Below are 26,215 nucleotides of genomic sequence, written 5' to 3'. Positions count from 1 at the left end.
GACTACTTTCCCCTGCTGTTGGTGTCTCACTGGAACGGAGCTTTTGGCTCCACCCTGGGGGAGGAAATTCGGAGTGAACCTCGAGACGCATCTACCCACGAGCCCGCCTGCCTCCCTGGCGGACCTGCTGGCTTCCCGTCGAAACACCATCACCCAGCAGTGGATGGAGCGGTTGCACGCGGGCCTGGCACCGGAGCGCCGGACGCGGTCCGCGCTGGAGGCTTACCTCGAGGACTACCTCCAGGAATTGACCGAAGTGCTGCACCGGGCTCGGGACGGGGGAACGGCCTCGGTGCCGGACCGGAGCGCCGAGACCCGGGCGCACAGGAGCCAGCGCCTGGACCACGGCTTCGCTCTCCCCGCGGTGGTGCGTGAGTATGGAGTCCTGCACGACTGCATCCTCGACCAGGCAGCGGAGGCAGGCGTGCCCGTCTCCCATGCGGAGGTCCGCATCCTGGTCTCCTCTATTGTCACCGGCATCACCGAAGCCGCGGACGCGTACACCCTGCGGCACGACGAGGCACGGCGCCAGGACGTGCTCACCGCCCACCAGGAGGCCGAGGCCGCGCGTGCCCGGCAGCTGAGCGAGTCGGAGGCCCAACGCGAACGCCTGGCCGCCCTCTTCCAGGAAGCGCCCGCCCTCATCTTCGTGCTGCAAGGGCCCGAGCACATCCTCACCATGGCCAACCCCCGCCTCCACCAGGCCATCGGGGCGCGGGAGATATTGGACAAGCCCCTCCGCGAGGCCTTGCCGGAGCTGGAGGATCAGGGCTTCCGCGTGCTGCTCGACAACGTCTACCGCACGGGCGAGCCCGCTGTAGGCCATGAGGTGCGGGTCTGGGTGTACCGCGATGGCGGCCTGCCGGTGGAGTGCTTCTTCAACTTCGTCTACGCCCCCAACCGAGGAGCGGATGGGAAGGTGGAGGGCGTCTTCGTGCACGCGGTGGAGGTGACGGAGCTGGTGCGCGAGCGCCAGAAGACGGAGGAGGCACTGGCGCTGCTCGACACCCTGCTCACCACTGCCCCCGTGGGGCTGTCCTTCATGGACAGGGAGCTGCACTACGTGCGCGTCAACCAGATGCTGGCGGACATCATCGGTGCCCCCATCGAGAACATCCTGGGTCAGGGCGTCAACGAGGTCATTCCCGGGCTGGCCACCCAACTCGAGCCCATGCGCCGCAAGGTGTTGGAGACGGGGCAGCCGGTCCTCGGGCAGGAGGTGACGGGCACTACCCCTGCAACGGGCGGAGAGATCCACCATTGGCTCATCAACCACGCCCCGGTGCGCAACCGCGCCGGTGAGGTCTTCCTCGTGGCCAGCGCGGTGCTGGACATCACCGAGCGCAAGCGCGCCGAGAGCGCGACCGAGGAGCGCTTCCGCCTCCTGGTGGAGGGCGTGGAGGACTACGCCATCTTCATGCTGGATCCCGAGGGCCGGGTGGCCAGCTGGAATCCAGGGGCCGAGCGCATCAAGGGCTGGAAGGAGGAGGAGGTGCTCGGCCACTCCATGGCCCTCTTCTACCTGCCCGGGGACGTCCTGGCCGGAGTGCCCGAGGAGTCGCTGCGCATCGCCGCCTCCGAGGGGCTGTACCGGACGGAGGCCATGCTGGTGCGCAAGGATGGCACCCGGTTCTGGGCAGACGTCCTCATCAGTGCCCTGCGTGACGAGCGGGGGGGCCTGCGGGGGTTCGCGAAGATCGCCCGGGACATCTCGCCACGGCGGCAGGCCGAGGAGGCGCTCCGCGCGACAACCCGGCGACTCGAGGCCATCCTGGAGACGGCGGTGGACGGCATCATCACCATCGACGAGCAAGGTGCCATCCAGAGCGTCAACCCGGCCACGATGCGCATCTTCGGCTATGTGCCCGAGGAGCTGATCGGCCGGGACATGCGCCACCTGGTGCCCGAGCCCCAGCAGCGCAGGAACCTCGGCACGGGAGTGCGCAAGCTCGTCGGCATCGGGCGCGAAGTGCAAGGCCGGCGCAAGGACGGGAGCGTCTTCCCCCTAGAGCTCTCCGTCAGCGAGACACTCCTGCCCCAGGGGCGCTTCTTCACCTGCATCGTGCGAGACATCACCACGCGTAAGCGCGCCGAGGAGGCCCAGGCCCTGTTCGTCGAGGTGGGCACGCTGCTGTCCCAATCCCTCGATGTCCACACCACCTTGAAGAGCCTCGCCTCGCTCGTGGTGTCCCACCTGGCGGATTACTGCATGGTGGATCTTCTGGGCGAAGACGGGCAGCTACACCGGTTGGAGCTGACGGCTCGGGACGCGGAGCGGCAGGCCCACCTGCACCACTCGATGATGTACCCGCCCCACGTGGGAAATGGAGGCGTCATGCTCCAGCTCCTGGACAACGGCGTGCCCCTGGCCGAGCCGGACGTCACCCCCGAGTGGCTGGACTCCGTCGCCCGCAGCGCGGAACACCGGGCCCTGCTGGAGGCGCTTGGCATGAGGTCGGTCATCCTCGTGCCGCTCGTGGCCCGGGACCGGAAGCTCGGCATCATCTCCTTCGCCTGGAACCGGTTCCGCCCCACGTGCACCACCACGGACCTGGAGGTGGCCCGAGGCGTGGCCGATCGCGCGGCCATGGCGCTCGACAACGCGCGGCTCTACCAGGAGGCCCAGGCGGCCATCCAGGAGCGCGAGGATCTGGTGGCCATCGTCAGTCACGATCTGCGCACGCCCCTCAACGCCATCGCCCTGTCCGCCACCACGCTGCTCAAGCGCGAGGACGTGGACGAGCGCACCACGAAGGCGGCCCACCGCATCCACAGCTCGGCGGACCGGGCCAGCCGGATGATCCGCGACCTGCTCGACTTCAACCAGGCACGCATGCGGGGCATCCCCGTGCACCGAGAGCCCCTCAACCTCCACGAGCATGTGCGGAGAGTGGTAGCGGAGGTGCGGCTGGCCTGGCCCGAGCGGCGCATCTCCTTCCAGGCCAGCGGGGACGGCTGGGGTGAATGGGACGGGGATCGCCTGGCCCAGGTCGTCACCAACCTGGTAGGCAACGCGCTCCAGCACAGCCCCAGGAGCACGCCCGTGCGGGTATCCACTCGAAGTGAGGGTGAGGACGTCCTGTTGGAGGTGCACAACGAAGGCCACCCCATTTCCCCTGAGGTGCTCCCGGGACTCTTCGAGCCCTATCAGCGGGGTCCGGAGGCCGGGGCGCGCCAGGGGAGCCTCGGGCTGGGGCTCTTCATCACCCGGCAGATCGTCCTCGGACACGGCGGCACCATCGACGTGAGCTCCTCCGAGGAGGACGGCACCACCTTCACCGTGCGCCTGCCTCGGCGCCTGGCGAATCAGGACCAGCTGATGTCGTAGTCCACGTCGAGCGGGGATATCCGGAGGCCCCGCACCACGAGGTTCTGGACGGGGGCCTGCTCCACCACGGCGGTGAGGATGCCCTCGATGTAGAGCATGGGCAGGAAGTCACGGCGGGCCATCATGCGCACGTGCTTGTCCCCGAGCTTCTCCACGGAGCGCTCGCCATAGCTCAACGAGGCCCGGCAGGCGTTGGGGAAGTTGGCGAGCAGCCGGTGCGGATCCGTCCCGGCGAGCGCCACCATCGTCTTGCCGACGGTGGAGTGGAGAAAGTCCTCGGTGGCCCGCCGCCCGAGCCGGTGCAGGATGGCGTCTCTGCCGCCCATGCGCGGGCCGAGCAGATCCGTGGCGGTGTAGATGGCCTTGAGGAGATCCGAGACCGGGTAGCTGCGGAAGTCCACGAACTTCCGATCACCGGCGGCCGCGAGGACCTTGGCCCGGACCTCCTCGCTCCCGAACGAGCGCACCGCATCCAGCAGGCCGTTGAAGAACATGCCGCGGGCTGTATCCGCGGGGGTGACCAGGGAGAGCAGGTGTTCCAGTCCAGGGGCGGGAACGGGGGTTGGAAGGGGCACGGTGGGTACTCCTGGGGCATGTCCGGCGGCCGCGCGGCCCATGGGACAAGGGGGGACTCCATTAGAGCGCAAAACGCCGATGTCACCACCTATAGCGTCGCTGGGTTCGCTCAGGACCCGCCAGTTCCTGTCGAACAGCGCCGGAGTGGACGCCCACGCCCCCGTACAGAGGGAGGGCAGGCGCGGACGCAGTTTCACGATTTTCGATTTGCGGACAAATTTTTGTCGCGTCCGGCGCCGTTTCCAGCCCGGTTCGCCCGAGGGTAGGACGGTGAGTGCGGCTCCAACGGAGAACGCCCACCGGGGCCGTCCATGCGCCCCCGCGCCACGGAGGGGGGGCATGCGGCACCGGCGGACGTGGGCCAGCGAGTCCCCCTGCAACAGCCCGTCGGTGTTCGTGTCGAGCCCGGACAGTACGGCAGTGCCGCCCTGTGGACACCGTGCTCCCGGCGGCTCTGGAACAAGTCGAACGATCGCGTTCTTGCCGTTGATCATCAGGCAAACATTTTCATGCATTGCATTGGACTCCCAATGAATTGCATATCGATAGGCTAGAGCCGCGAACGTTATGCAGAATCGAGGGCTGTGCTGCCCGCTCAGGACAGGCAGCAAGCTGTTCCGGCCTCCCCTCCTCCCCAGGTCTCTCGGACCCGTCCGGAGTGCAGGCAGGCATGACCCGCCCATTTCGCGTTCTGTTGATTTGAGGACAAACTTCCCACCACTCATGCTCGCCAGCCCCGTTCCCGCCCCGCCCCCAGCGCCCGTTCTCTTCTCGCCCCCGTTGGAGCAACTGATGGCCTGCTACCCGAGGACACCTGAGGCCGAGGAGAGGCTGCGTGAGCTGCATGCACTACTGACATCGGCCCGGCCCTGGGCACCACTCGCGATGCGCATGGCGTGGCTGGAGCAGTTGGCCCGCTGGCTCCAGGCCCCTGGCGCCCCACCCTCGCGGCGCGGGCGGCTGGCGCCAGTGGAATCCCCGGGCTCGGCTCGCCTGAGATTGCTGGTGGAGGTGCTCGGCGAGGCACCCGCATGGTGCGAGTCCTTGCGTGGTGTCATCACGTCGGTGCTCTCCGAGACCTCCGCGCTGAGTCTGTTCACCGAGCCAGGCCTGTCCGCCGGCCGCGGTCTCCTGGGAGACGCCATCGCGAGGCTGGGACAGCAACTGGTGCCCCCCGCGCCGGACGAGCAGGACCTGGCACAGCTCGTGTGGCGCCTCTTCCCCGGAAAGGAGGGACAGGCCTGGCTGGACGAGCTGTCCGAGGAGCATGTGGTGGCCCTCTGCGCCCTACTGCGAGCCCCCACCTTCGCCCCGTTGATAGAAGCCGTGGAGGACGCCGTGCTCGTGCTCGCCACACGCGCAAGTGCCCTGGGCCTGGCGAGTGACGTGTTGGCGCGGCGGCCTCCGGGGTCGCTCGAGCAGTCCCCCTTCGTCCGCCTGCCGCGCGCGTGCGAGGCCCTCCGGGCTGAGGTGCGAGCAGGAGCACAGGGGCTCGCGGTGGAGTGGAGACGCGAGTCCTGCGCTGAGGCCATCGCCGGCTGCCGCGCCGCCGCGCAGGGAGTGCTGCGCCACATGGATGCCCATGCGGTGGGAACGGATCTCGTCTACCGGCTCGAGCAGCTTGGTCACGCGCTGGATCGGCTGGAGTCGCTGCTGTGGCTGCTCGCCCCGGACCACTCCCGCGCCACGCCGGGCGCCGCCACTCGGCTGCTCTCCTCCCTGGTGGATGCACATGCCCGAGAGCGCAGTGTGGCGGCGCTCTTCCGGAGCAGCGTGCGCTACATCTCGCGGCGCATCTTCGAGCACACCGGCGAGGTGGGCCGTCACTACATCACCACCACCCCGGGCGAATACCACCGGATGGTGAGCGCGGCGGCAGGCGGAGGGCTGCTCACCGCGGGCACCGCGGCCCTCAAACTGACCATCGCCTTCGCGGCGCTGCCGCTCTTCTTCGAGGGGCTGACGTCCGCCGCCAACTACGCCCTGTGCTTCCTGCTCATCCAGCTGCTCGGCTTCACCCTGGCCACCAAGCAGCCCTCCATGACGGCTGCGGCCCTGGCGGCCTCGCTGGATGTGAAGGCTGGGGACAAGGGGATGCACAGCCTGGTGAAGCAGTTGGCCTGCATCACCCGCTCGCAGCTCGCTTCGGTCTACGGCAACCTCGGCGGAGTGGTGGTCACCGTCACCCTGGTGGGCCTCCTCCTCCAGGCACTCTGGGGTCGATCGATGCTGGAGACGCATGAGGCGGAGTACGTGGTGCGCTCGCTCCACCCGCTCAAGAGCGGCACGCTCCCCTTCGCCGCCATCACCGGAGTGCTGCTGTGGTGCTCGAGCGTCTTCGGCGGCTGGCTGGAGAACTGGGTGCACTACCAGCGCTTGCCGGAGGCGCTCGCGCGTCACCCGGGCCTGCGGTGCCTGCTGGGTGAAGCTCGGGCGAAGTGGCTGGGCAATGCGCTCGCGCGTCACGCGTGCGGCCTGGGCGCCAACGTCAGCCTCGGCCTGCTGCTGGGCATGACACCCGCGGTGTGCCGCTTCTTCGGCCTGCCGATGGACGTCCGGCACGTCACCCTCAGTGCCGGCACCCTCGCCTTCGCTGGCACGGCGCTGGGGCCCGAGCGGCTCGTGGAGCCGGAGTTCCTCTGGGCAATGGTGGGCCTCCTCGGGGTGGGGGTGATCAACCTGGCAGTGAGCTTCTCGCTGGGGCTCTCCGCGGCGGTGCGGGCCCGAGGCCTGGAGCCGGTGGGCTTCCTGCGCCTGGCGTGCGCGGTGCTCGCGGGAGGCCTCCGCTCCCTGTCCGACTTCGTCCTTCCCCCCGTTCCCCTCCTGCCGGCCCAACGCCCCTCGTCGCCGTACAGTGTGCGGTCGGCGGCACGCCCGCGCTCCTCCACCCGCCCGAATCAGGAGGAGACAGCCCGTCCCCACTGAAGTCCCATTCGTGGACTTCCCGTGTCGGTCGCGCTCGGTACACTGGGTTCAGCCGCCTCTCCTGACTGAACCCCACCATGACCGCCGCCCAGACCGCCAAGACCCTGCTCTCCCGCCTTCACACGGCCCATCCAGGTGCCCGCTACGAGCTCAACTGGAGCACGCCCTTCGAGCTACTCGTCGCCACCATTCTGGCGGCCCAGTGCACGGACGAGCGCGTCAACCGGGTGACCGCGACCCTCTTCAAGAAGTACCCCGGCCCCAAGGCCTTCGCCGAGGCCGACACCGCCGCGCTCGAGGAGGACCTCAAGCCCACCGGCTTCTTCAAGCAGAAGACGAAGTCCGTGCAGGCCATGAGCCGCGAGCTGCTCGCGAGCTTCGGTGGCGAGGTACCCAAGACGATCGACGAGCTGATCACCCTGCCCGGAGTGGCCCGCAAGACGGCCAACGTCGTGCTCAACACCGCCTTCAATCTCCCCTCGGGCGTCATCGTCGACACCCACGTGGCCCGCGTCAGCCAGCGCATGGGCCTCACCAAGAAGGAGAAGCCCGAGGAGATCGAGAAGGACCTGATGAAGCTCATCCCTCAGGACCAGTGGACCTTCTTCGGGCCCGCGACCGTGCTGCACGGCCGCTACACCTGCACGGCCCGCAAGCCCAAGTGCGAGGCCTGCCCCATGAACGACATCTGCCCGAAGATTGGGGTGGAGACGGAGTAAGGCCCCCTGCCCCACCCTGTGTTCACCGGGCGGCGCGAGCCACCCGGGCGAAGTGGTGGGCAAGCCGCTCGAGGAGCTCTCGGTTCTCGGCCTCCGCCGAGTGCAGCTTGGGGAGCTGGGAGCGCAGCTCGTCCAGGTTCTTCTCGTACAGTTCGACCAGCTCCTCGGCGCCCGCCGTGAACCAACGGTCGAGCTCGTCCGCGGTGAGCTCCAGGTGGAACTGGAAGCCGTACGAGTCACCAAGTCGGAAGGCCTGCTGTGTGTAGCGATCCGTCGAGGCCAGGAGCGTGGCTCCGGGCACGGCCTTGAACGTGTCCTGATGCCAGTGGGCCACGGTGGTGCGCGGACGCACGCCGGCAATGACGGGATCGGCCAGTCCCTCCTTCGTCCAGCGCACAGGAGCCACGCCCACCTCGAGACTGTTCTTCCCCACGAAGACCTCGGAGCCAGCCGCGGCCGCCAGGAGCTGCGCGCCCAGGCAGATGCCCAACACGGGGAGCCCCAGAGCGAGCCGCTCGGTTACCAGCCCCAGCTCCTCGCCGAGGAAAGGATGGCGCTCCGCCTCGTAGACGCCCATGGGGCCGCCCAGCACCACCACCAGCTCCGCGTTCAGGTCCTCGCGCTTGACGGTGCGGAAGCGCTTCACCAGCGTGAAGCCCGCTGCCTCCAGCGCTGGCCCGAGCAACCCCGGCCCCTCGTGCTCCTCGTGCTGCATCACCACCGCGCGCATGGCGCCTCCTGGATGGGAGTCCGCGCCCAGACTACCGCTCCCTCCTCGCGCCGTAACGTCAAAGGCCTCACCCGGGAAGCCCGGATGAGGCCTTCATCACCACGAAGCCGAGCTCCGAGCCGTTACGGACAGGGCGAGGTGCAGATCAGCTGCCCGGTGATCGGGTGCTTGTAGCAGGTGGGCGCGCAGGTATCGGCCTGCACGGGGGCGGAGGCGAGGCCCATGCCCAGGGCGATGGCGGCGACGGCGAGGACGAGAATGCGCTTCATGGTGCTCTCCTTGGGGGGTTTGAAGTGAAGCGCGGCGAGGATAGAGGATCAGCTCACGAGCGGGTAGCTTTTCCCATTCTCGCTGATAATTCCTGTTTCCATGGACGAGGGCTCTTGGGGAGGGAGCGAGCCATGCGCCGCACCGCCTCGGCGAGCTCGGACTCCTTCAGGCAGGCGAAGCCCAGCCGCACTGCGGGCACAGGCCGACCGTCGAAGCTGTAGTCGCCCCCGGCGGTGAAGGCCACCCCTGCCTCCAGTCCCGCACGGGCCCAGGCCGCGGCGTCCACGTCCGGTGCGCAGTGCGCCCACAGGGCCATGCCTCCCGCGGGAGACGAGACGGTGAGCGCGCCCGCCAGCTCGCGCCCCACCGCCTCCACCAGGACGTCGCGCCGGGCGCGGTAGATGCCGTGCATCTTGCGGACATGACGCCGTACCTCGCCCTCCTCCAGCAGCTCGGCCACGGCCGCCTCCAGGGCGGAGTCACCCTGCCGGTCCACCGCCTCGCGCACCCCGAGGGCGCGCTCCAGGAAGGGACGAGGCGCGGCGAGAAAGCCCAGGCGCAGGGCCGGGGCCAGCACCTTGGACAGCGTGCCCACGTACAGCACCAGCCCGTCCCGGTCCGCGCTCGCGAGGGGCAGGATGGGACGGCCCTCGTAGTGGAACTCGTGATCGTAGTCGTCCTCGATGAGGGCCACGCGGTGCGTGCGAGCCCACGCCAGGAGTGCGAGTCGCCGCGCCGGGGAGAGCGTCACGGTGGTGGGGTACTGGTGGTGGGGCGTGAGGTACACGGCGCGCACCGGGGTCCGCTGAGCGAGCGCCTCGAGTGCCTCCACCCGCAAGCCCTCCCCGTCCAGTGGAATGGGGGCGAGGCGGGCTCCGGCGAGCTGGAAGGCGTGCCAGGCGGGACGGTAGCCAATCGCCTCCACGGCCACGGTGTCCCCGGGCGTCACCAGGGTACGCGCCACCAGGTCCACCGCGCCCTGGCTGCCCCGCGTGATGATCAAATCGTCCGCGCGGACGGCGAGCCCTCGCAGAGAGGAGAGCATCCCGGCGAGTGCGGCGCGCAGGCCATGGAGACCCCGCGCGTCGCCGTAGTGGAGCAGGTGCTTGCCCTGGAGCTTCAGTGCACGGCGATAGGCGCGCGCGAGCAGGGACGCGGGAAGGAGCCGGATGTCGGGAGCGCCTCCGGCGAGGACGAGCGTGCCGCGAGGGGGATCTGGCTGCTCGCGGCGCAAGGAGGTGGATGAGAGGGAGAAGCCCACCTGGGTGGGCATGGCCGTACGGGGCGCTCCAGCGGTGGAGCGGGCGGGAACATCCGGCAGCGTGGGCGAGACGTAGGTGGCACGCGCCGCCGAGGTGGAGATCCACCCTTGCGTCTCGAGCTCCCGATAGGCGGCGAGCACCGTGTTGCGGTGCACTCCCAGGGATTCCGCGAGGGTGCGGCTTCCAGGCAGTGGCGCTCCAGGTGGAAGTCGGCCACGGCGGATGTCCTCCTCCAAGGCGCGAGCGATGCGTACAAAGAGGGGTGTTGGAGATGGAGCGTGGAGGTCGAGCGTCAGGTTCCAGCCCTTCATGGACGGGAGCCTGCCCCGGTTGGCGGACACTGGTCCATCAGATTTGTGGAAACTGGGCCTGTTGGATGGACCAGTCCGGGAGCATGAAGAGGCGCATGAACACGCCCCCTCCCAGTGAACGAGCCACCGTCCGCCGCCTTCCTCAGCGAGCCTCGTATGAGGAGACAACCATCCACGCCATTCTCGATGAGGGCCTGATGGCCCACGTGGGCCTGGCGGTAGACGGTCAGCCGTACGTGCTCCCCATGGTGTACGGGCGCATCGGACGGAACCTGTACCTCCACGGTGCATCGGTGAGCCGGATCGCTCGCCAGCTCGCCCAGGGCGTTTCCGTGTGCCTCACGGTGACGCTGCTGGATGGGCTCGTGCTGGCGCGCTCCGCGTTTCACCACAGCATGAACTACCGCTCGGTGGTGGTGCTGGGCACCGCGACGCTGGTGACGGACGAGGCGGAGAAGATGCAAGCGCTGGAGGCGATCACGGATCACGTCCTGCGCGGCCGCTGGGCCGAGGTGCGCCCTCCCAACACGCAGGAGATGAAGGCGACGTCCGTGCTGCGGCTGCCCCTGGAGGAGTCCTCGGCGAAGGTGCGCACCGGACCGCCGAAGGACGACGAGGAGGACCTGGCGCTGAACTGCTGGGCGGGGGTGATTCCGCTGAAGCTCGTGACGCTTCCGCCCGAGGACGCCCCAGAGCTGCGCGAGGGCATCCGTCCCCCCGGGTCCCTCCTGAAGTACCCGCGTCCCCAGACGGCGCCCTGACGGATGGATCGTTCCCCGTCCCGATGCCGATAATGACGGCTGGCCATTCAACGGCCATAGGGGGACACACATGCTTTCGAAGAACCTTCCCATCACGCTGGCGCTGGGGCTGGCACTGGCGACGCTCGAGGTCGGCGCCGCGGCTCCCAAGAGCGTGATGGACTACTACCAGGAAGTTCCCACCAGCCTCTTCCCGAGCGAAACGAAGTACGAGCTGAAGCAGACGAAGGGCGGATGGATCACCCACTCGATGGACACCGAGGCGGAGATCTCCGCCACCGTCGACACGAAGAACGGCTTCATCCAGTTCATCGACGAGGGCACGGGAGGTGGTGACGTCAAGACGCAGGTGGCCCTCTTCCTCAAAGAGGACAAGTCCCCGCTCGTCGCCATCAGCACGAGCATGTTCGATGGGATGGCCAGCACCGGCCGTATCGCGCTCGTCGAGCCGGACGGAGGCAAGTGGAAGGCCGTCACGAGCACCGCGATCCCGGCGCTCCGGCTCGCGGACTTCCTCGATTCCAAGTGCCTGGCGGCCTTGAGGGAGGATGTCAGAGGAATGCTCGAGAAGGAGGGCATCCGCTTCACGCTCCCACGCCAGGGCACCACGGTTCACGCCTCGGTGATGCTCACCCCCTCCATGCTCGAGGGCGTAGGTGATGAGGCCTCCGCCAAGGCAAACTCCCCCTGCCCCACAGGGGACGTGTCCCGCGAGCTGAAGTGGGACAAGAAGGCGGGCCGGTTCACCCTCGACGCGGCGAAGCCAAAGGGGAGCGCGGCCAGCAAGAAGTAAGCCCCGGTCTCGAAGGGGCCGGGCGTGCCTCCGGAGCGATTGCGCTCGAGCTCTCTCCGGAGCGCACCGCACCCGAATAAACTTCCTCACTGAGGAAGGATAAAAACCTACACGATAGGCTGGCGATGGGATTACCCATCGAATATCCATCCCGCACATGGGAAGGATATCTGGCTCTCGCAACCGGGATCATCATGAGACGCGCTCGCGGCTCCTGCAGAGCGTAGCCCAGCAGATGCTCATGGCGGGTGGCTCGCACCCGAGTCTGCGTGTGCTCGCGGAAGGTGCTGGAGTCGACGCGGGGACGCTGAGGCACTACTTCGGCGATCGCCGGGGCGTGGTGCAGGCCGCCTTCGAGCACCTGTTGAAGTTCGGACAAGAGCGCCAGGCCTGGGCGAAGTCCCTGGCGGAGCTGCCGGTGAGAGAAGCCTTCACCCAGCTCCTGGGACAGATCGCCGCCGCGTGGTCGGGAGCATTGGGCGGATTGCACGCCACGGGCTTCTCCGAGGGCATGGCCGACTCGGAGCTCGGGCAGATCTACGTCTCGTCGATCCTCGAGCCCACGCTGAGCTCCGTAGAGGAGCTGTTGATCATGTTCCACGCGCGAGGAGAGCTGTCCGTGCCGAATGCACGCGTGGCCGCGCTCGCGCTGATGTCTCCGCTGCTGCTGGCGCTCTTCCACCAGCACCAGTTGCAGGGCCGCCGCTGCCGTCCGCTCGTCATGGAGAGCTTCGTCGAGCAGCACCTGGACGGGTTTTTGAAGGGCTACACGAAGAGCTAGTTCCACAATCCACCTGGGAGTTGCCAATGAGTTCACCGCGATTTTCGCCGGTGCTGGTACTGCTTTGCCTCGTCGCTGGGTGTCAGTGCGGTGGAGGAGAGATCCCCCTCGTTCCCGAGAAGGTGGTGGGCCACTGCACGTATACGAACCAGTTCAGCAGTCTCGAGGAGTGCCGCGACTATGTCGGTGAGTGGACCGACGAGGCCGCGGTGGAGGACTGTAAGGATCAGGGCTCGACGGCGGTCCTGGGCTCGGCGTGCAACCTGGAGGAGCGACTGGGCTACTGCTTCCTGGGTGGCGAGAACGATCAGTGGACGCGCATCTCCTTCCCGGGAGTGGACGCGCAGAAGTGCGGCTCCATGCAGCGTGGGTGTGAGCTGTTCGGTGGCGGCGTGTTCGACCCCGCCCCCGTGTGCGGTGGGCAGGTGGTGGACTCGGGTGGTGGGACGGGGCTGCCAACGTTCCAGCAGCCGGTGCGCAACTGTGTTGAGCCCAAGCAGGGCGAGCCTCCCGGGAGCTCGCCGGGCGGGAAGGTGTGCACGTGGGAGATGATCTCCGGAGCCACCGAGCCCGGCCGGAGCTTCATGGACTACGCGAGCTGCGATCGCGTGCGCACGCAGCGCCCGTACTACCCGGTGGCGCCAGCAGAGAACGCAGAGCGGGAGGAGCCGCGCATGCAGGATCCGGCGTACGTCGCGGAGGTCAACTGGGTGAGGTCGCAGATTGAGGCGACGGCCTGCGTCTGCTGCCACTCGACGCGCGCGCCCGAGGGCCCGTCAAACTGGTACGTCGAGTCACCGGGCAACTTCATCAACTCCTTCAACCCGAGGGGCCTGGCCATGGGGGCCGGGTGGATCAACACGGTGGGCTTTGGCGCGTACCCGCCCGAGCAGAACAACGGCTTCTCGCGAGCCACGCCCGAGACCCCCCACCACTCCATCTTTGTCACGACGGATCCCGCGCGAATCATGAGCTTCTTCGAGACCGAGCTCTTCCACCGAGGCTACAAGCGCGAGGACTTCGCGGGCCAGACGTATGGGGCGGGACCGCTGGATGTTCAGCGCTTCTACCGACCGGTGGCCTGTGAGAATGGAGAGGGTGTTGGCGCGGACGGGACGATCACCTGGCGGGGAGGAAAGGCCCGTTACGTGTACGTGCTCGAGGCGGACGCCACGTCGCCAACGGTGCCTCCGAACCTGGATCTGCCCGAGGGCACGCTCTGGCGCATCGACGTGCCGGTGGACGGCACGCCCGTCACGAGCGGAACGGTGCGGTACGGAGTCGTCCCCACCGGCCTGTCGCAGCGCTTCCCGGCGTCCGGCCGGCCCGACTCACTGACGAGCGGCAGGACGTACTACCTCTATGTGCTCGCGGACATCATCGTCCCCGTCACCCGCTGCCTCTTCACCGTGCCGTAGGCCCTCCACAATTTCTGCACGAACATTCCCCGGGAGGTGCACAGGGCATCCATTCCCGTTGCACCCCCCTGCCCCACTCTGGGCCCATGAGCCCAGACACCCTTCTTCCCGCGCCTACGCCCACACCCCCGCGCCCGTCTGACTCGCCGGTCCGGCGGGCGCTCGGGTGGCTCGTTCGCCACCACGTCTTCGGCAGCCTCTTCATCGTCGTCTTCGCCACCGCGGTCATCGCCAGCCAGGTGGTGGACCGGACGGACTTCGCCAGCTCGGAGCTCGCCCGAGACGTGGAGGAGCGCTGGGGCGCCCCCGTCGTCCAGCCAGCTCCCTCGCTGCGCTTCGTGCAGAGCGGCACCATCTTCACCGAGCTCAAGCCCCTGCCCTTCGACAAGCAGCACGTGCAGGTGCAGTCCCGGATGAACTACCGCAAGCGCGGCCTGCGCTACTTCTCCGGCTTCGACTTCACCCTCTCGGCCGACTACGCCGTCGTCAACCGCGAGGGCCACGATATCGACGTGGCCTTCATCTTCCCCATCGAGGTGGACAAGTCCCAGGTGCTCCTCTCGGAGCTGCAGTTCCTCGTCAATGGCGCCGAGTCGGACCTGGACCTTGGCGAGTCCGGCAACCGGCTCGTCTGGACGGGCCGCATCTCCCAGGGCGCCACCAGCACCTTCTCCATCCGCTATCGCGCCCGGGGCCTCGACTCCTTCATCTACAAGCTGGATCCCGCCCTGCCGGCCCGTGACGTGCGGCTGCACATGGCCGTGGAGGGCGGCGAGAACTTCGACTACCCGCCCCAGGTCCTCTCGGCCACCCAGGTGGAGACTGGACGAGGCACCGTGGCGCTCGACTGGGCCTTCCAGTCGCTCGAGTCGGGCGTGAACCTCGGCGTCGTCCTCCCCTCGGTGGAGGCCTATGACAACGTCGTCTCCATCATGGCGGGCCGGGCCTGGGTCCCCTTCCTCGCCCTCATGGGCCTGCTGGCCGCCTTCAGCATCCGCCATCGCAGGCCGCTCGCCTTCTACGAGTCGTATCTGCTGGCCGCCGCCTATGGCTTCTTCTTCGTGCTGCTCGCGTACCTCGCGGCCTTCATGAACTTCTACGTGGCCTACGGGCTGGCCACCCTGGGACTCGGCGCCGCGGTGGTCGCCTACGCGAAACGCCTCTATCCCCAGGAGAAGGCCTCTCACCTGGCGGGCGTCTGGGGAGCCACCCTCGTGGTGCCCACCACCGCCGTCATCCTCCAGGGCTACACCGGCCTCATCTACACGCTGGAGATCCTCGCGGCGCTGCTCGGCCTGATGGCGCTCTCCACCCGCGCGAGCGTGCGCGCCCTGCTCTCGGATCTCCCACCCGGCGGTGAGCCCCCTCACGCCCCCGTTCCCCAGGAAGCGAAGTGAACCATGTGGACCACGTCTCTCGTACTCGGATTGATGCTGACCGCTTCGGCGGGAACTGCTTCCCCTTCGGCCACTGTCTCGGGCTCCGCGACGATTCCCCTCCAGGAGCTGCTCCCGCTGTACGCGCAGCGTCCGGAGCAGGCGCCTCCCGCGCCCCCCACGGACGCCCTGGTGGTGAAGAGCCAGCTCAAGGGCCGCCTCACCGCGGACGCACTGCTGGTGGATGCGCACTTCGAGGTGGAGGTGCTCGCCAGCGATCGCTGGACGCAGGTGCGGCTGCTGCGGCTCGACGCGGACACGTACCTCACCGCGCTCCCCTCACTGGAGAACGCCACGGTGGGCGCACTGGAGGACCAGCTCAGCCTGGTGACGCGCGAGCCCGGCCGCTACAGCTTCGACGTCAGTCTCGCGCTCCGGCCCACGAGCAGCGGCCCCGACCGCCAGGTACAGCTGCGCTTCGGACCCCACGTCACGCCGGTGCCGATCCGACTGGAGGCGGATGCCTCGGCCTTCACCCTGACCGAGCCGCCCGCCTCTGGAGGTGAGGATTCCGAGGTGTACCCCCGGCAGGGCGTGCTGAGGATCGGCTGGCGCACGGCCGTCGCGCCGAAGGTGGCCCGTCAGGTGGTGCGTCCGCCGCTAGAGCCGAGCATCCCCGAGGCCCATGCCTCCTGGGTGTCCACATTGGAGGGCAGAGCCTCGGTGCGCGTGCGCTATGCGCTGCGGCTGGATCGCGAGCAGGAGCTCGAGTTGGAGCTTCCCGAGGGCCACCGCCTCGAGCGGGTGCTGCTCGACTCCGTACCCTTGGTGCCTGACGAGAAGGACGGCCGGCTGAAGCTGAAGGTGGCCCCGACGCGGTTCGGAGAAACGGAGGCCACGCTGGAGGTGGTGCTGGCGAGGGATCTCGGCGTCTTCCACCTGTCCGGCCGGCTGAAGCTGGCGCTGCCGCGGGTGTCCTGGCCCGTGGCCACGTTGCAGGCCCGGGCGCACTTCCCGGCCGTCTTCAACTACCGGCGCGAGGGCGGCAGCATGGAGCAGTATGAGGCCACGGAAGCGGACAGCGGACTGGAGACGCAAACGCCCCTGCCTGGCAAGGTGCTCCATTTCCGCCAGTACCTCGTGGCGGCCTCCGCGCCCACGCTGGAGCTGGGCTACTCGGTGGACATCTCTCAGAGCTACTTCCGGTGAGGTGAGAGCCGCCAGCCTCCCGGGCGCGCGATTCACCAACTGGTCCGATGGTCGGACCAGTTGCTCGAGCTCTCGCCCGGAGGGCTCCCTGTCCAGAGCTCACCGCCGCGAGAAGCGCACGAGGAGTCCATCGCGCGGGAGCGGAATCGGGAAGGGAATCGGGCTCAGGTCCTGCCCGGGAACGAGCTCCCACTGGTAGTCGCGCAGCAGCAGCGCGGCGACCGCGGCCATCTCCACCATGGCGAAGTGCTGCCCGACACACACCCGAGGGCCACCGCCAAAGGGAATGTAGGCCCCCTGCGGCTTCTGCTCGCAGCGATCGGGGCCCATGCGCTCCGGATCGAAACGCTCGGGGGACGTCCACGGGGCGCCCTTGTGCGCGGCGCGGATGTTCAGCGACACCTGCCAGCCCTTGGGGATGCGGTAGCCGCCGTAGGACACGTCCTCCGTCGTCACCCGGAAGGCACCTGCGATGGGCGGGATGAAGCGCATCACCTCCTGGATGACCTGATGCAGGTAGGGCATGGCCCGGAGCGACTCCAGCGTCAGCGGCCCCTGCTCGGCCAGCTCCTGCTGCTCGCGCCGACACCGCTCCAGCACCTCCGGGTATTGCGCGAGCAGCATCATCAGGTTGGAGGTGGCCGTCACCGTGGTGTCATGGCCGGCGAAGAGCAGGAGCTCGAGCTCGTCGATGATGGCGTCGCGAGACAGCGGCCGGCCCTGCTCATCCCGCGCCGAGAGGAGTGAGCCGAGAGTGTCAGGGGGCTGCTCGGTCCGCTTCTCACGCTCGGCCACCAGCGAGTCGATGTACGCGCGCAGCTCCTTCTCGGCGGCAACGCCACGACCGAAGGCGGTGAAGGGGAGGTCCACTGGCACCGCGGCGAAGAGGCCCGCCACCCATTGCTTGAACAGGCGGCTCATGTAGGCCGGATCCACCTGGCTCTCGCCCATCATGAGGACAATGGCCACCTCGAACACGAGCGCACGCACGGCGTCCACGGCCTTGAACGGCTGCGTTCCCGAGAGCCACTGCTCGCAGTGCCGCTGGACGATGGCCTCGATGCGCGGCACGAAGTGGCGCATGGCGGCGTAGGTGAAGTGCGGGGCGAGCAGGCGGCGGCGATCCAGGTGGTCACCGCCGTTGAGCATGGCGACGGACTGCTTGCCCAGTAGCTTCCGGGCGGCCAGATGCCAGCGATTGCGCAGGTACTTGTTCTCGCCAGCGAAAATCCACCGGTTGGCCTCGGGGCCGAGCAGGAAGACGATGGGATCTCCCAGCACGTGGGAGCGAAAGACATCCCCGTGGAGGAGGCGGCGATCCTCGACGAACTTGCCGGTGTTCTGAATGAAGGCGAGCGTCTCGCCCAGGAGCGGGAGGCCCGAGCTGCCGGGAGGCAGCGGCAGGTGGGAGATATCGGCCGACGTTTCCATGGGCAGGTCTATGCCATGGAAGAAGGGGCGGAGAACAGGGCCCGGGCTCAGGTGCCCCCGGTGGGCACCAGCACGTACCGGAGCACGTACGCGTGCAGCCGCTTCCGGGCCTCGTCGTCGAGCGTGAGCGTTATCTGCGGATGAACGCGGGCAGCCATCTCGAAGAGGATCAACTCCGTGGCCATCTTGCCCTGGACGATGGCACTCAACCTGGAGAGCGCGCGATCCTCGTGCTCCTCCTCTCCCTTCCGCAGCCCACTTTCGTAGAGGCTGACAGCCGACGCCAGACACTCGAGCTCTTCGGCGGAGGTGAAGCGGTGTTCGGTGCTCCCCGTCATCTCCTGGCGGTGCGAGGGCTCGCCCAACCAGAGCGCCTTGCAGTTGGCATAGGCGAACCAGGCGGGGTGATGGTCGGGATCGAAGTGGATGACCACCCCATCGTCCTGAGCGAGCGCGCGCCCTCGCGGCACGATGACATCGTCGGTGATGGCGAGCCCCACGGAGCGGTTGTTCTGGAAGAACTGGCGGATGATGGGGTTGCGCGGATTGAGCACGAGCGACCAGGCCCAGGCCTCACGGGCCTCCTGGGAGCGCTCGAGCCGTATCAGCGCACTCCCCCGGTAGAAGTGGGCCCGATAGTCGTAGGGATTGAGCTCCGCGGCCTTGTCGTAGTGCGCAAGTGCGGTGGTGGGATCGCCGCCAAAGAGGGCGGCATCCCCGCGAAAGAGCCACGCCAGGTAGCACCCTGGGCAGCGCTCGGTGGCTTGGGCGTACAGCCGTGCCGCCTCCTCGAAACGCTGTGCCTGGTAGTGCGGTTCCGCCTCCGCGAGAAGCTGCTGCACTTCTGGCTTCTGGGGCCACTCGCGGAGCACCCGGCTGCCCCCCTCCTCCACCACCTGCGGCCACGTTACGGGCTCGAGCTGGCGAGGCCAGAGCTGCTCCGCCCATCCGCCGGGTGGCGAATCCTGGGGCTCCACCTTGTACGAAACGGGCGACTTCTCCATGCGCTCGAGGATCTCGGGCGGCGAGAGGAAGCTGGGGCGCTTCGTGGTGGGGACAGCCGGGGAAGCAGGCGGAGAGGAAGCGCAACCCAAGGCGAGGACACAGACGAGACTTCCCAACAGCCCGAACCAGTACCGGCTCACGAGGTTCCACCCTTTCATTGTCGATTGGCCCCCCATCGCAGCACCCTGGCCTGGCTGACCTCAGCGGTGGTTCGAAGCGAGGACCTGCTGAGTAGAGCGGCCATCATCGCTGGCAGCTCCCGACGGATCCACACACACGAATGCGCCGCGCCGTGTTAGGGTTCCAGCGCTTCGGGAGCCCCGACATCCACCCAGACTCTCCACGGGAGAGACGGCTCCACAGGGGGGTACACATGACCAAGACGTACGATGCCCTGGTCATCGGCACCGGCTTTGGCGGTGCGGTGGCGGCCTGCCGTCTGGCGCAAGCGGGCCTTTCAGTGCGTGTCCTGGAGCGCGGCCGGCGCTATCCCAAGGGTGGCTTCCCGCGTGACTGGGACAGTCCACTCAACGGCTGGCTGTGGATGAACAAGCAGGGCCTGCTCGATGTGAAGCTCCTGTCGGGTATGAGCGTCGTGCAGTCGGCCGGCTACGGAGGCGGCTCGCTCATCTACGCCAACGTGCACCTGCGCCCGCCCGAGGAGACCTTCGCCAATGGCTGGCCCGCGGGCTACGGCCGGGCGATGTTGGATCCGTACTACGATCTGGTCGCGTACATGCTGGACGTGCAGCCCATCACCACGTCCGCGCGGGGGCTGCCCACCAAGACGAAGCGCATGCGCGAGGTGGCGCAGCAGCTCGGGCGCGAGGCGCAGTTCATCCACCCGGACCTGGCCGTGCGTTTCACTCCGGCTGGCGAGGAGCTGCCCAACAAGTTCGGTGTGCCGCAAGAGGGCTGCAACTACTGCGGCGAGTGCGACATCGGCTGCAACGTCCGGGCGAAGAACACGCTGGATCTCAACTACCTGGCCGTCGCCGAGCAGCGCGGCGCCGAGGTGACCACCCAGGCTGAGGTCATCAACATCGAGCCGCTCTCGCCGGGCTACCGCGTCACCTACACAGACCATGCGGCGGATGGGGTGCAGCGCACGGTGGACGCACAGCGCGTCTTCCTGTGCGCGGGCGCGGTGAACACCACCGAGCTGCTGCTGCGCTGCCGGGATGACCTGGGCACTCTGCCCGAGCTGAGTGACACCCTGGGCTACCGCTACTCGGCCAACGGAGACCTGCTCGCCTTCGCCTTCGACACGCGCGAGCCGTGGGAGCCGGCGGTGGGTCCCACCATCACCACCAGCATTGTGGTGGACGAGGGCAAGGGGGCGGACAAGAGGTGGTTCCTCTTCCAAGAGGGCGGACACCCGGCGCAGGTGGCGGGGCTCCTCCAGGTGCTCAATCCGGCCCAGAGCCTGGCGCGGATTCCGACGGACCTGATGCAGCAGGAGCTGGTGAAGGTGTTCCGCCAGCGTGCGAAGGAGATGTCGACGATCGACGGCGAGCAGGGGCGCTTCCAGTCGATCTTCCTGGCCATGGGCCGGGACAAGGCCAACGGGCGGCTGGAGCTGGTGCCTCTCACGCGCGAGCTACAGGCGCAGTGGGACGTGCCCTCCAACCTGCCGCTGTACCGCACGCAGGAGCAGCTCTGTCAGGACATCGCGCGGGCCCTGGGCGCGCAGGTGGCCTACAACCCGCTGTGGGAGCGGCTCCACGTCCCGGTGTCCGTGCACAACCTGGGCGGCTGCGTCATGGCCGAGGAGGAGGCCTACGGCGTCACCGACCCGAACGGTGAGGTGCACGGCTACCCCGGGCTGTACGTGCTGGACGGCGCCGCCCTGCCCTCCAGCACCGGCGTCAACCCCGCGTCCACCATCGCCGCCGTGGCCGAGCGCAACGTGGAGAAGGCCATCCGTGGCATCCTCTGCAACGCGGACTGGAAGGCGCCGGAGCGGGCCCTGGCGACTCCCCGCGAGGACCTGGTGGGCAAGGTGACGATCCCAGCGGGAGGCACGGTGGCCTCGCCCAGCACGGTGGTGGGCATGCGCTTCACCGAGCGGATGACGGGCTTCCACGCGCAGGGCCACACGCCCGCGGAGGACTTCGCGGGCGCGGAGAAGGCGGGGCAGCAAGCCAACACCGTCGCGGAGTTCACCGTCACCATCACCCTGGCCAACCTGGATCGCTTCCTGGCCGAGCCTGCCCACGGTGGCATTGCCCAGGGCACCGTCCACGTCGCCGGCCTCACCCCGCCCGAGGGCGCCAAGGTGGAGAACGGCGTCTTCAACCTCTTCGTGGACACGGACAGCTTCTATGAGCGGCGGATGATCTACCTGCTGCCCTTCGTTGGCCAGGACGGTCAGACCTACCTGCTAGACGGCTACAAGGAAGTGAAGGACCACGGTGACTTCGACGTGTGGGGCGCCACCGCCACCCTGTACACCGTCATCCGCCGAGGCAAGGACAAGAACGGGCCAGTGGTGTCCAGCGGCATCATCCGCCTGAACAAGAAGGACTTTGCCGAGCAACTCACCACCTTCGAGGTGCTCGGCACCACCTCGACGCAGGCGAAGGCCGACGCCTACTGGCGCTTCGGCTCCATGTTCCTGGGCACGCTCTGGGACGTCTTCGTCCGCCCGCGTATGGAATAGGAGAGACACATGGCTGCGATGGCGAACCGGTATGACGTGGTGGTGGTGGGCTCCGGCTTCGGAGGCTCCATCACCGCCCTGAGGCTGGCGCAGGCCGGCAAGTCGGTGGCAGTGCTCGAGCGCGGCCGGCGCTACAGCCCCGGGCAGTTTCCTCGGGATGTGAAGCGCACGGACGAGCTGCTCTGGCGCCACTCCTCCCGCGAGCAGGCCCAGGGCCTGTACGACATACGTTTCCTCTCCGGCATCGGCACGGTGGTGGCCAGTGGCGTGGGCGGTGGCTCGCTCGTCTACGCCAACATCCACGTGCGGCCGGACCCCGTCGTCTTCGAGGATCCGCGCTGGCCCCGGGGCTACACCCGCGCCGCGCTGGAGCCCTACTACGACAAGGTGGCCAGCGAGCTGCACCTGACGCCGATGCCCGAGTCCATCTCCCTGCGCAAGCGCAACGTCCTGCGCCGCGCCGCCGAGCGCATGGGCCGGGAGGTGTTCGATCCGCCCGAGGCGGTGGCGTGGACGGAGTCGCCCGGCCCGGGCCGCAAGCCGTGCCAGCTCTGCGCGGAGTGCGAGTTCGGCTGCCAGTTCGGCGCCAAGCAGACGATGGATCAGACGTACCTGGCCCGGGCCGAGAAGCTCGGTGCCACGATCTGGCCGCGCATGCAGGTGTCCCACGTGGAGCCGGCGCCGGGCGGCGGCTACCGGGTGCATTACCAGGATCTGGCCACCGGGGAGCGGCGCTCGGTGGACGGGGCCCGCGTGGTGCTGTCCGCCGGAACGCTGGGCACGGTGGAGATCCTCCTGCGCAGCCGCGACAAGACGCGCACCCTGCCCAAGCTGAGCGCACGGCTGGGCCATGGGTACTCGGGCAACGGTGACTTCCTGGGCTCGGTGTTCAACAGCCGCGAGGACCTGGAGCCCTGGGTGGGACCAGACGTCTCCACGGTGATGCGCTTCTTCGACGCCGAGCCCTCCTTCACCATGGCCGCCCCCACCTTCAACAAGCCCGTCATGGAGGTGCTTGCGGGCCTGGGACAGCCGCGGATCGGCGGTCTCTTCCAGGGCATCGGCGCGCCCCTGTGGCCCCTGCTGGGGCCGGCGCTCAACATGGCCTTCGCCAAGGGGCTGCTCAGCAAGCCGGCCCGCACCTCGGCGGACCCCGCGCGCATGACGAACCTCTTCGGCATCGGCCGGGACAACGCCAACGGGCGCATGGGGATGAAGGGCGGCCAGCTGGACATCGAGTGGAACTACGCCGCGGAGAACAAGGCGCTCATCCAGCGGATGACGGGGGCCATGCAGGAGCTGGCCTCGCAGTACGGCGGCACCTACGCGCCGCTCGTCACCTGGTCGCTCTTCCAGCGTCCCATCACGGTGCACTCGCTGGGCGGGGCGCACCTGGCCGAGTCCCCCGAGCGCGGCGTGGTGTCCACCGAGGGCGAGGTGTTCCAGTACCCCGGCCTCTATCTGGCGGATGGCTCGGTGATTCCCACCTCCATCGGCTTCCACCCCGTGATGACCATCAGCGCGGTGTCCGAGCGCATCGCCGAGGCCGTGGCACGCGGCTTCTGACAACCCGGGCGGCCCTCGGGCCGTCCCTGTGAACGAGGAGAGGGCCATGAGGATCATGGACACACAGCCGGCCTCCGAGCGGTACGAGTTCAACGCGGGTGACGGCGTCCCGCTTCGGCTCACCCGCCACCAGGGCGGCACGAAGGGACCGGTGCTGCTGGTACATGGGGCCGGAGTGTGGAGCGGCATGTTCAAGCTGCCCACGATCTCGGAGAACTTCGTGCAGTACCTGGTGCGCCACGGCTACGACACGTGGCTGCTGGACTGGCGAGCCAGCACCCAGCTCCCGCTGCGCCAGTTCTCGCTGGACGAGGCGGCCGAGCACGACATGCCCGCCGCCGTGCGCAAGGTGCGCGAGGTGACGAAGGCGGACAGCGTGCAGGCGGTGGTGCACTGCGCCGGCTCGGTGATGTTCTTCATGTCGCTGGCGGCGGGGTACCTGCCGGACGTGCGCGGCGTGGTGGCCTCTCAGGTGGCGCTGCACCACCGAGTGCCCCGCTCCACGCTAGTCAAGTCCCGGCTGCGGCTGCCGGAGATGCTGGACGTGGCGGTGAACTACATGACCCCGGGCGAGGGCACGCAGAACCCGAGGCTCCAGGCCGCCTTCGGAACGATGGTGGACCTGATGTACAGGGAGTGCGACAGCACGGTGTGCCACCGGCTCTCCTTCCTGTACGGGCGCCTGTACCGGCACGCGCGGATCAACACCCAGACACATGAGCGGCTGCACGAGCAGTTCGGCCGCTGCAACATGCAGACGTTCCGCCACCTGGCGCAGATGGCTCGGGTGGGGCACGCGGTGCGCTACGACTACGGCAAGGAGGAGAACCTCCGGCGCTACGGCAACGCCAGGCCACCCGACTACCTGGATCCGAAGCACCTCAAGCTCCCCATCACCTTCGTGGTGGGCGACCACAACCAGACGTACCTGCCCACCGCCTCGGAGCAGACGTACGAGTGGCTGAGGGAGGCCAACGGCGCGGGCCTCTACGAGCGCAAGGTGCTCGAGGGGTACGGGCACCTGGACACCTTCATGGGCAGCACCGCCTCGCGCGACACCTACCCGGTGATCCTCCAGGCGCTGGAGGCCCAGGCCTGATCAGCCGGTGATGGTGATGCGACGGTGGCCCAGCACGCCGCCGTCCATCTCCACCACGTCCCCGGCCTTCAACATGCGCGGGTTGGTGGCGTGGGTGCGCAACGCGGCAGAGAGCCTCGCCGTGGGGCCCGGCAGCAGCGCCGCCAGCTTGCGCTTCCACGCGGGCACCGTGAAGGCGACTCCCGCGGGCGTCCCGGTGAGGACGGCGTCCCCCTTCTCCAGCACCCCAGAGGGCACCGCGCGCGCGGCCAGCCGCAGCAGCTCGCGCGGCGAGGCGATGAGATCCATCGTCCGGCCCCGCTGGCGGACCTCTCCATTCACGGTGAGGGTGAGCGTCACATCCAGGCACGCCTCGGCCTGGGGCGCGTCCGGCACCCACAGGACGGGTCCGGCCACGAGGAAGCCCGGGAAGCTCTTGGCGGCGCCCCAGAAGGCCATCCGGTCCGGCCGGCCCTCGCCCAGCACCTGCACCGTGCGCGCCGACACATCATTGGCGAGGAAGTAGCCCACCGGTGGCGCGAAGTCCGGACGTTCCAGCGCGTCCGCGCGCACCTCCTCCAGCAGCACCAGACCCAGCTCCACCTCGTAGTCCAGCAGCGGCGGCAGCTCTGGGAAGCGCGAGGCCACCCGCGAGGACAGCGCCGCATCCAGCTTCGCCACCGCCGCCAGCATCGCGTCGCGCGAGGGGCTCGCCACCGAGTCCCCCTGCACCAGCAGCGACGAGGCGTCCTTGGCGAAGACGGCCGGGCCTCCCGCCTCGCTGCCCGTCTCGTTGATATGGGCCGCGTAGGTGAGGCCGAGCGCATGCACCCGCTTCGGGGCCAGCACCAGGGGCTGCGTGCGTCCGGGAGTACGAGCCGGATCCAGCGCCTGCAGTACGGCTGGGACGGCGCGCGACGCCAGGGTCAGCATCACGTGCCCTCCACCGCCTTGAGGGGAGCCGCCTGCTCCGGCAGCACGGTGCCGTCCCACTCGACGTAGCGCACGCCCTCGAGCCGCTCAGGGCCATGGAACTCCAGGGCGCCGACGGCGGAGGTGAGCTTCTTCCCGTCCGGCTTCCAGGCCGCGTAGGGATGGGAGCGGGAGAAGAACTCCAGCTCGCAGTTGGCCACGTCGCTCTGGGCCACGTGCACGTCCCAGCCCTCCGGGTCCCTGTACGCGTAGCCCACCAGCGTCCGCGGATCGCACCAGGCGCGCCCCTTCACGGACACGGTGGCGGACGTCGCCTGGAAGAGCAGCTCGCCGGGGCGAGGCGCCTCCATCTTGGTGAACAGCAGGCCGGGCACTTCATGGAAGGAGTGCTGTGCTTGCGCGGTGCGCAGGTAGATGGGTGTGAGGCGCGGGCCGCGATCACGGCGGGGACGCACGGTGAGGGCCTCCAGGCGGGCCTCCGAGTCCTCGCGGAACGTCGGGCAGTACAGCCAGGTCAGCTCCTCGATGCGCCGGTGGCCCCACAGGTGCTTCTGCAGACCCGGAGCACCGCGCACCTCCATCTGCTTGCCGTCCACGGTGACGGTCCCGCTGAAGGTGATGTCGTCGTGGGAGTGATTGACGTGCGTGGTCAACGGCAGCAGCCCCACGCCCCGCGGCGTGCGCCGGACGGCCTGGGTGGACTCGGGGGTGTAGCGCAGATCCCACGCGATGGAGTGCCCGCCCGAGGCGACGCTGCCATGGCACTTGCCCGGCGACAGCTCCGCATCGCCAATGCGAATGCCGAAGCGGCCCGGTGTCCCAGCATCGAAGGCCGAGATCGGATGAATGGCCTTCACTGCTACCGCGGGCCCATCCGGCGAAGCGCAGTCGAAGGCCGCCGCCCACAGCGTGGCCCGAGGCTCACCGGGAGCGCCCGGTGCCGGCGTGAAGATCGTGTAGCGCAGCCACCAGGCGCGCTCGCCGCCCGGGTCGAGGACACACAGGAACCAGATCTCGAAGAACCCCGCCTGCTTCTTCCAGCGTGGCAGGTTCGCTTGCTCGCTCGTCGGCATAACGTCAC

The 26,215-nt window shown here is 68.6% G+C and carries 20 protein-coding genes; 12 read left to right on the top strand and 8 right to left on the bottom strand.

All coding sequences use genetic code 11. The annotated features are described in order from the left end of the window. Positions 1–73 precede the first annotated feature (73 nt). A complete protein-coding gene (locus OV287_RS26950; protein WP_267536914.1) occupies positions 74–3,328 on the top strand; it encodes a PAS domain S-box protein in 3,255 nt (1,084 codons plus the stop codon). Here OV287_RS26950 and OV287_RS56815 read toward each other — a convergent pair. Continuing rightward, positions 3,307–4,398, bottom strand: coding sequence for a DUF2378 family protein (locus OV287_RS56815; protein ID WP_506344825.1), 1,092 nt, complete (start codon positions 4,396–4,398; stop codon positions 3,307–3,309). The genes OV287_RS26950 and OV287_RS56815 overlap by 22 nt on opposite strands. Before the next feature lie 298 nt (positions 4,399–4,696). On the opposite strand from OV287_RS56815, the gene OV287_RS26940 reads away from it, so the two are divergent. Both OV287_RS26940 and nth read left to right on the top strand, forming a co-directional pair. Next, a complete protein-coding gene (locus OV287_RS26940; RefSeq protein ID WP_267536912.1) occupies positions 4,697–6,829 on the top strand; it encodes a site-specific recombinase in 2,133 nt (710 codons plus the stop codon). A gap of 77 nt (positions 6,830–6,906) precedes the next feature. Then, positions 6,907–7,548, top strand: a complete 642-nt coding sequence (nth, locus tag OV287_RS26935) for an endonuclease III (RefSeq protein ID WP_267536911.1) — start codon at positions 6,907–6,909, stop codon at positions 7,546–7,548. 22 nt (positions 7,549–7,570) lie between these two features. Here nth and OV287_RS26930 read toward each other — a convergent pair whose 3' ends face one another. From OV287_RS26930 to pdxR, 3 genes are all read right to left on the bottom strand, one after another. Further along, positions 7,571–8,278: a glutamine amidotransferase-related protein gene (locus tag OV287_RS26930; protein ID WP_267536910.1), complete on the bottom strand. Its 708-nt coding sequence runs from the start codon at positions 8,276–8,278 to the stop codon at positions 7,571–7,573. A gap of 122 nt (positions 8,279–8,400) precedes the next feature. Further along, positions 8,401–8,547 carry a hypothetical protein gene (locus OV287_RS26925; RefSeq protein ID WP_267536909.1) on the bottom strand — a complete coding sequence of 49 codons (147 nt, stop codon included), beginning with the start codon at positions 8,545–8,547 and terminating at the stop codon, positions 8,401–8,403. 53 nt (positions 8,548–8,600) lie between these two features. Further along, positions 8,601–10,121 carry a MocR-like pyridoxine biosynthesis transcription factor PdxR gene (gene pdxR / locus OV287_RS26920; protein ID WP_267536908.1) on the bottom strand — a complete coding sequence of 507 codons (1,521 nt, stop codon included), beginning with the start codon at positions 10,119–10,121 and terminating at the stop codon, positions 8,601–8,603. Positions 10,122–10,216: 95 nt separating this feature from the next. Between pdxR and OV287_RS26915 the strand changes: the two genes are divergently transcribed. The 6 genes from OV287_RS26915 (at position 10,217) to OV287_RS26890 (ending at position 16,459) form a co-directional block, all read left to right on the top strand. Then, the gene (locus OV287_RS26915) at positions 10,217–10,882 is read left to right on the top strand and encodes a pyridoxamine 5'-phosphate oxidase family protein (RefSeq protein WP_267536907.1); all 666 of its coding nucleotides are present in this window, start codon (positions 10,217–10,219) and stop codon (positions 10,880–10,882) included. Between the two features lie 70 nt (positions 10,883–10,952). Further along, on the top strand, positions 10,953–11,675 hold the full coding sequence (locus OV287_RS26910; protein ID WP_267536906.1) for a hypothetical protein: 723 nt from the start codon (positions 10,953–10,955) through the stop codon (positions 11,673–11,675). Between the two features lie 241 nt (positions 11,676–11,916). Beyond that, a complete protein-coding gene (locus OV287_RS26905) occupies positions 11,917–12,456 on the top strand; it encodes a TetR/AcrR family transcriptional regulator (protein ID WP_267536905.1) in 540 nt (179 codons plus the stop codon). Positions 12,457–12,482: 26 nt separating this feature from the next. Beyond that, positions 12,483–13,874, top strand: a complete 1,392-nt coding sequence (locus OV287_RS26900) for a hypothetical protein (protein ID WP_267536904.1) — start codon at positions 12,483–12,485, stop codon at positions 13,872–13,874. An 86-nt stretch (positions 13,875–13,960) separates the two neighbouring features. Next, a complete protein-coding gene (locus OV287_RS26895; protein WP_267536903.1) occupies positions 13,961–15,271 on the top strand; it encodes a hypothetical protein in 1,311 nt (436 codons plus the stop codon). Positions 15,272–15,274: 3 nt separating this feature from the next. Continuing rightward, the gene (locus OV287_RS26890) at positions 15,275–16,459 is read left to right on the top strand and encodes a hypothetical protein (protein ID WP_267536902.1); all 1,185 of its coding nucleotides are present in this window, start codon (positions 15,275–15,277) and stop codon (positions 16,457–16,459) included. A gap of 99 nt (positions 16,460–16,558) precedes the next feature. On the opposite strand, the gene OV287_RS26885 is transcribed toward OV287_RS26890, so the two are convergent. Continuing rightward, positions 16,559–17,890 (bottom strand): cytochrome P450, encoded by a 1,332-nt coding sequence (locus OV287_RS26885; protein WP_267536901.1) that lies wholly within the window; start codon positions 17,888–17,890, stop codon positions 16,559–16,561. Positions 17,891–17,937: 47 nt separating this feature from the next. After that, on the bottom strand, positions 17,938–19,053 hold the full coding sequence (locus tag OV287_RS26880) for a tetratricopeptide repeat protein (RefSeq protein WP_267536900.1): 1,116 nt from the start codon (positions 19,051–19,053) through the stop codon (positions 17,938–17,940). Between the two features lie 215 nt (positions 19,054–19,268). On the opposite strand from OV287_RS26880, the gene OV287_RS26875 reads away from it, so the two are divergent. Genes OV287_RS26875 through OV287_RS26865 form a run of 3 tightly spaced genes read left to right on the top strand, consistent with a single transcriptional unit; the run spans position 19,269 to position 24,222 of the window. Continuing rightward, positions 19,269–21,557 carry a GMC oxidoreductase gene (locus OV287_RS26875; RefSeq protein ID WP_267536899.1) on the top strand — a complete coding sequence of 763 codons (2,289 nt, stop codon included), beginning with the start codon at positions 19,269–19,271 and terminating at the stop codon, positions 21,555–21,557. Between the two features lie 9 nt (positions 21,558–21,566). Then, positions 21,567–23,123, top strand: coding sequence for an FAD-dependent oxidoreductase (locus OV287_RS26870; RefSeq protein ID WP_267536898.1), 1,557 nt, complete (start codon positions 21,567–21,569; stop codon positions 23,121–23,123). A 46-nt stretch (positions 23,124–23,169) separates the two neighbouring features. Then, positions 23,170–24,222 carry a lipase family protein gene (locus OV287_RS26865; RefSeq protein WP_267536897.1) on the top strand — a complete coding sequence of 351 codons (1,053 nt, stop codon included), beginning with the start codon at positions 23,170–23,172 and terminating at the stop codon, positions 24,220–24,222. Here OV287_RS26865 and OV287_RS26860 read toward each other — a convergent pair whose 3' ends face one another. Both OV287_RS26860 and OV287_RS26855 read right to left on the bottom strand, forming a co-directional pair. Continuing rightward, on the bottom strand, positions 24,223–25,134 hold the full coding sequence (locus tag OV287_RS26860) for a fumarylacetoacetate hydrolase family protein (RefSeq protein WP_267542422.1): 912 nt from the start codon (positions 25,132–25,134) through the stop codon (positions 24,223–24,225). It lies immediately after the preceding gene. Further along, the gene (locus tag OV287_RS26855; RefSeq protein ID WP_267536896.1) at positions 25,134–26,207 is read right to left on the bottom strand and encodes a hypothetical protein; all 1,074 of its coding nucleotides are present in this window, start codon (positions 26,205–26,207) and stop codon (positions 25,134–25,136) included. The genes OV287_RS26860 and OV287_RS26855 overlap by 1 nt, the downstream gene beginning before the upstream one ends. Positions 26,208–26,215 lie beyond the last annotated feature (8 nt).

The organism is Archangium lansingense, assembly GCF_026626635.1.
Lineage (GTDB): Bacteria > Myxococcota > Myxococcia > Myxococcales > Myxococcaceae > Archangium > Archangium lansingense.
The sequence above is the reverse complement of the archived record's forward strand: the minus strand, read 5'-3'. Positions and strand labels throughout refer to the sequence as shown.

Bases quoted from the DNA above. Each gene is read 5' to 3' on its own strand.
- OV287_RS56815 (WP_506344825.1), bottom strand. From the start codon at position 4,398: ATGATCAACGGCAAGAACGCGATCGTTCGACTTGTTCCAGAGCCGCCG.
- OV287_RS26940 (WP_267536912.1), top strand. From the start codon at position 4,697: ATGGCCTGCTACCCGAGGACACCTGAGGCCGAGGAGAGGCTGCGTGAG.
- nth (WP_267536911.1), top strand. From the start codon at position 6,907: ATGACCGCCGCCCAGACCGCCAAGACCCTGCTCTCCCGCCTTCACACG.
- OV287_RS26930 (WP_267536910.1), bottom strand. From the start codon at position 8,278: ATGCGCGCGGTGGTGATGCAGCACGAGGAGCACGAGGGGCCGGGGTTG.
- OV287_RS26925 (WP_267536909.1), bottom strand. From the start codon at position 8,547: ATGAAGCGCATTCTCGTCCTCGCCGTCGCCGCCATCGCCCTGGGCATG.
- pdxR (WP_267536908.1), bottom strand. From the start codon at position 10,121: ATGAAGGGCTGGAACCTGACGCTCGACCTCCACGCTCCATCTCCAACA.
- OV287_RS26915 (WP_267536907.1), top strand. From the start codon at position 10,217: ATGAACACGCCCCCTCCCAGTGAACGAGCCACCGTCCGCCGCCTTCCT.
- OV287_RS26910 (WP_267536906.1), top strand. From the start codon at position 10,953: ATGCTTTCGAAGAACCTTCCCATCACGCTGGCGCTGGGGCTGGCACTG.
- OV287_RS26905 (WP_267536905.1), top strand. From the start codon at position 11,917: ATGGCGGGTGGCTCGCACCCGAGTCTGCGTGTGCTCGCGGAAGGTGCT.
- OV287_RS26900 (WP_267536904.1), top strand. From the start codon at position 12,483: ATGAGTTCACCGCGATTTTCGCCGGTGCTGGTACTGCTTTGCCTCGTC.
- OV287_RS26895 (WP_267536903.1), top strand. From the start codon at position 13,961: ATGAGCCCAGACACCCTTCTTCCCGCGCCTACGCCCACACCCCCGCGC.
- OV287_RS26890 (WP_267536902.1), top strand. From the start codon at position 15,275: ATGTGGACCACGTCTCTCGTACTCGGATTGATGCTGACCGCTTCGGCG.
- OV287_RS26885 (WP_267536901.1), bottom strand. From the start codon at position 17,890: ATGGAAACGTCGGCCGATATCTCCCACCTGCCGCTGCCTCCCGGCAGC.
- OV287_RS26880 (WP_267536900.1), bottom strand. From the start codon at position 19,053: ATGAAAGGGTGGAACCTCGTGAGCCGGTACTGGTTCGGGCTGTTGGGA.
- OV287_RS26875 (WP_267536899.1), top strand. From the start codon at position 19,269: ATGACCAAGACGTACGATGCCCTGGTCATCGGCACCGGCTTTGGCGGT.
- OV287_RS26870 (WP_267536898.1), top strand. From the start codon at position 21,567: ATGGCTGCGATGGCGAACCGGTATGACGTGGTGGTGGTGGGCTCCGGC.
- OV287_RS26865 (WP_267536897.1), top strand. From the start codon at position 23,170: ATGAGGATCATGGACACACAGCCGGCCTCCGAGCGGTACGAGTTCAAC.
- OV287_RS26860 (WP_267542422.1), bottom strand. From the start codon at position 25,134: ATGCTGACCCTGGCGTCGCGCGCCGTCCCAGCCGTACTGCAGGCGCTG.
- OV287_RS26855 (WP_267536896.1), bottom strand. From the start codon at position 26,207: ATGCCGACGAGCGAGCAAGCGAACCTGCCACGCTGGAAGAAGCAGGCG.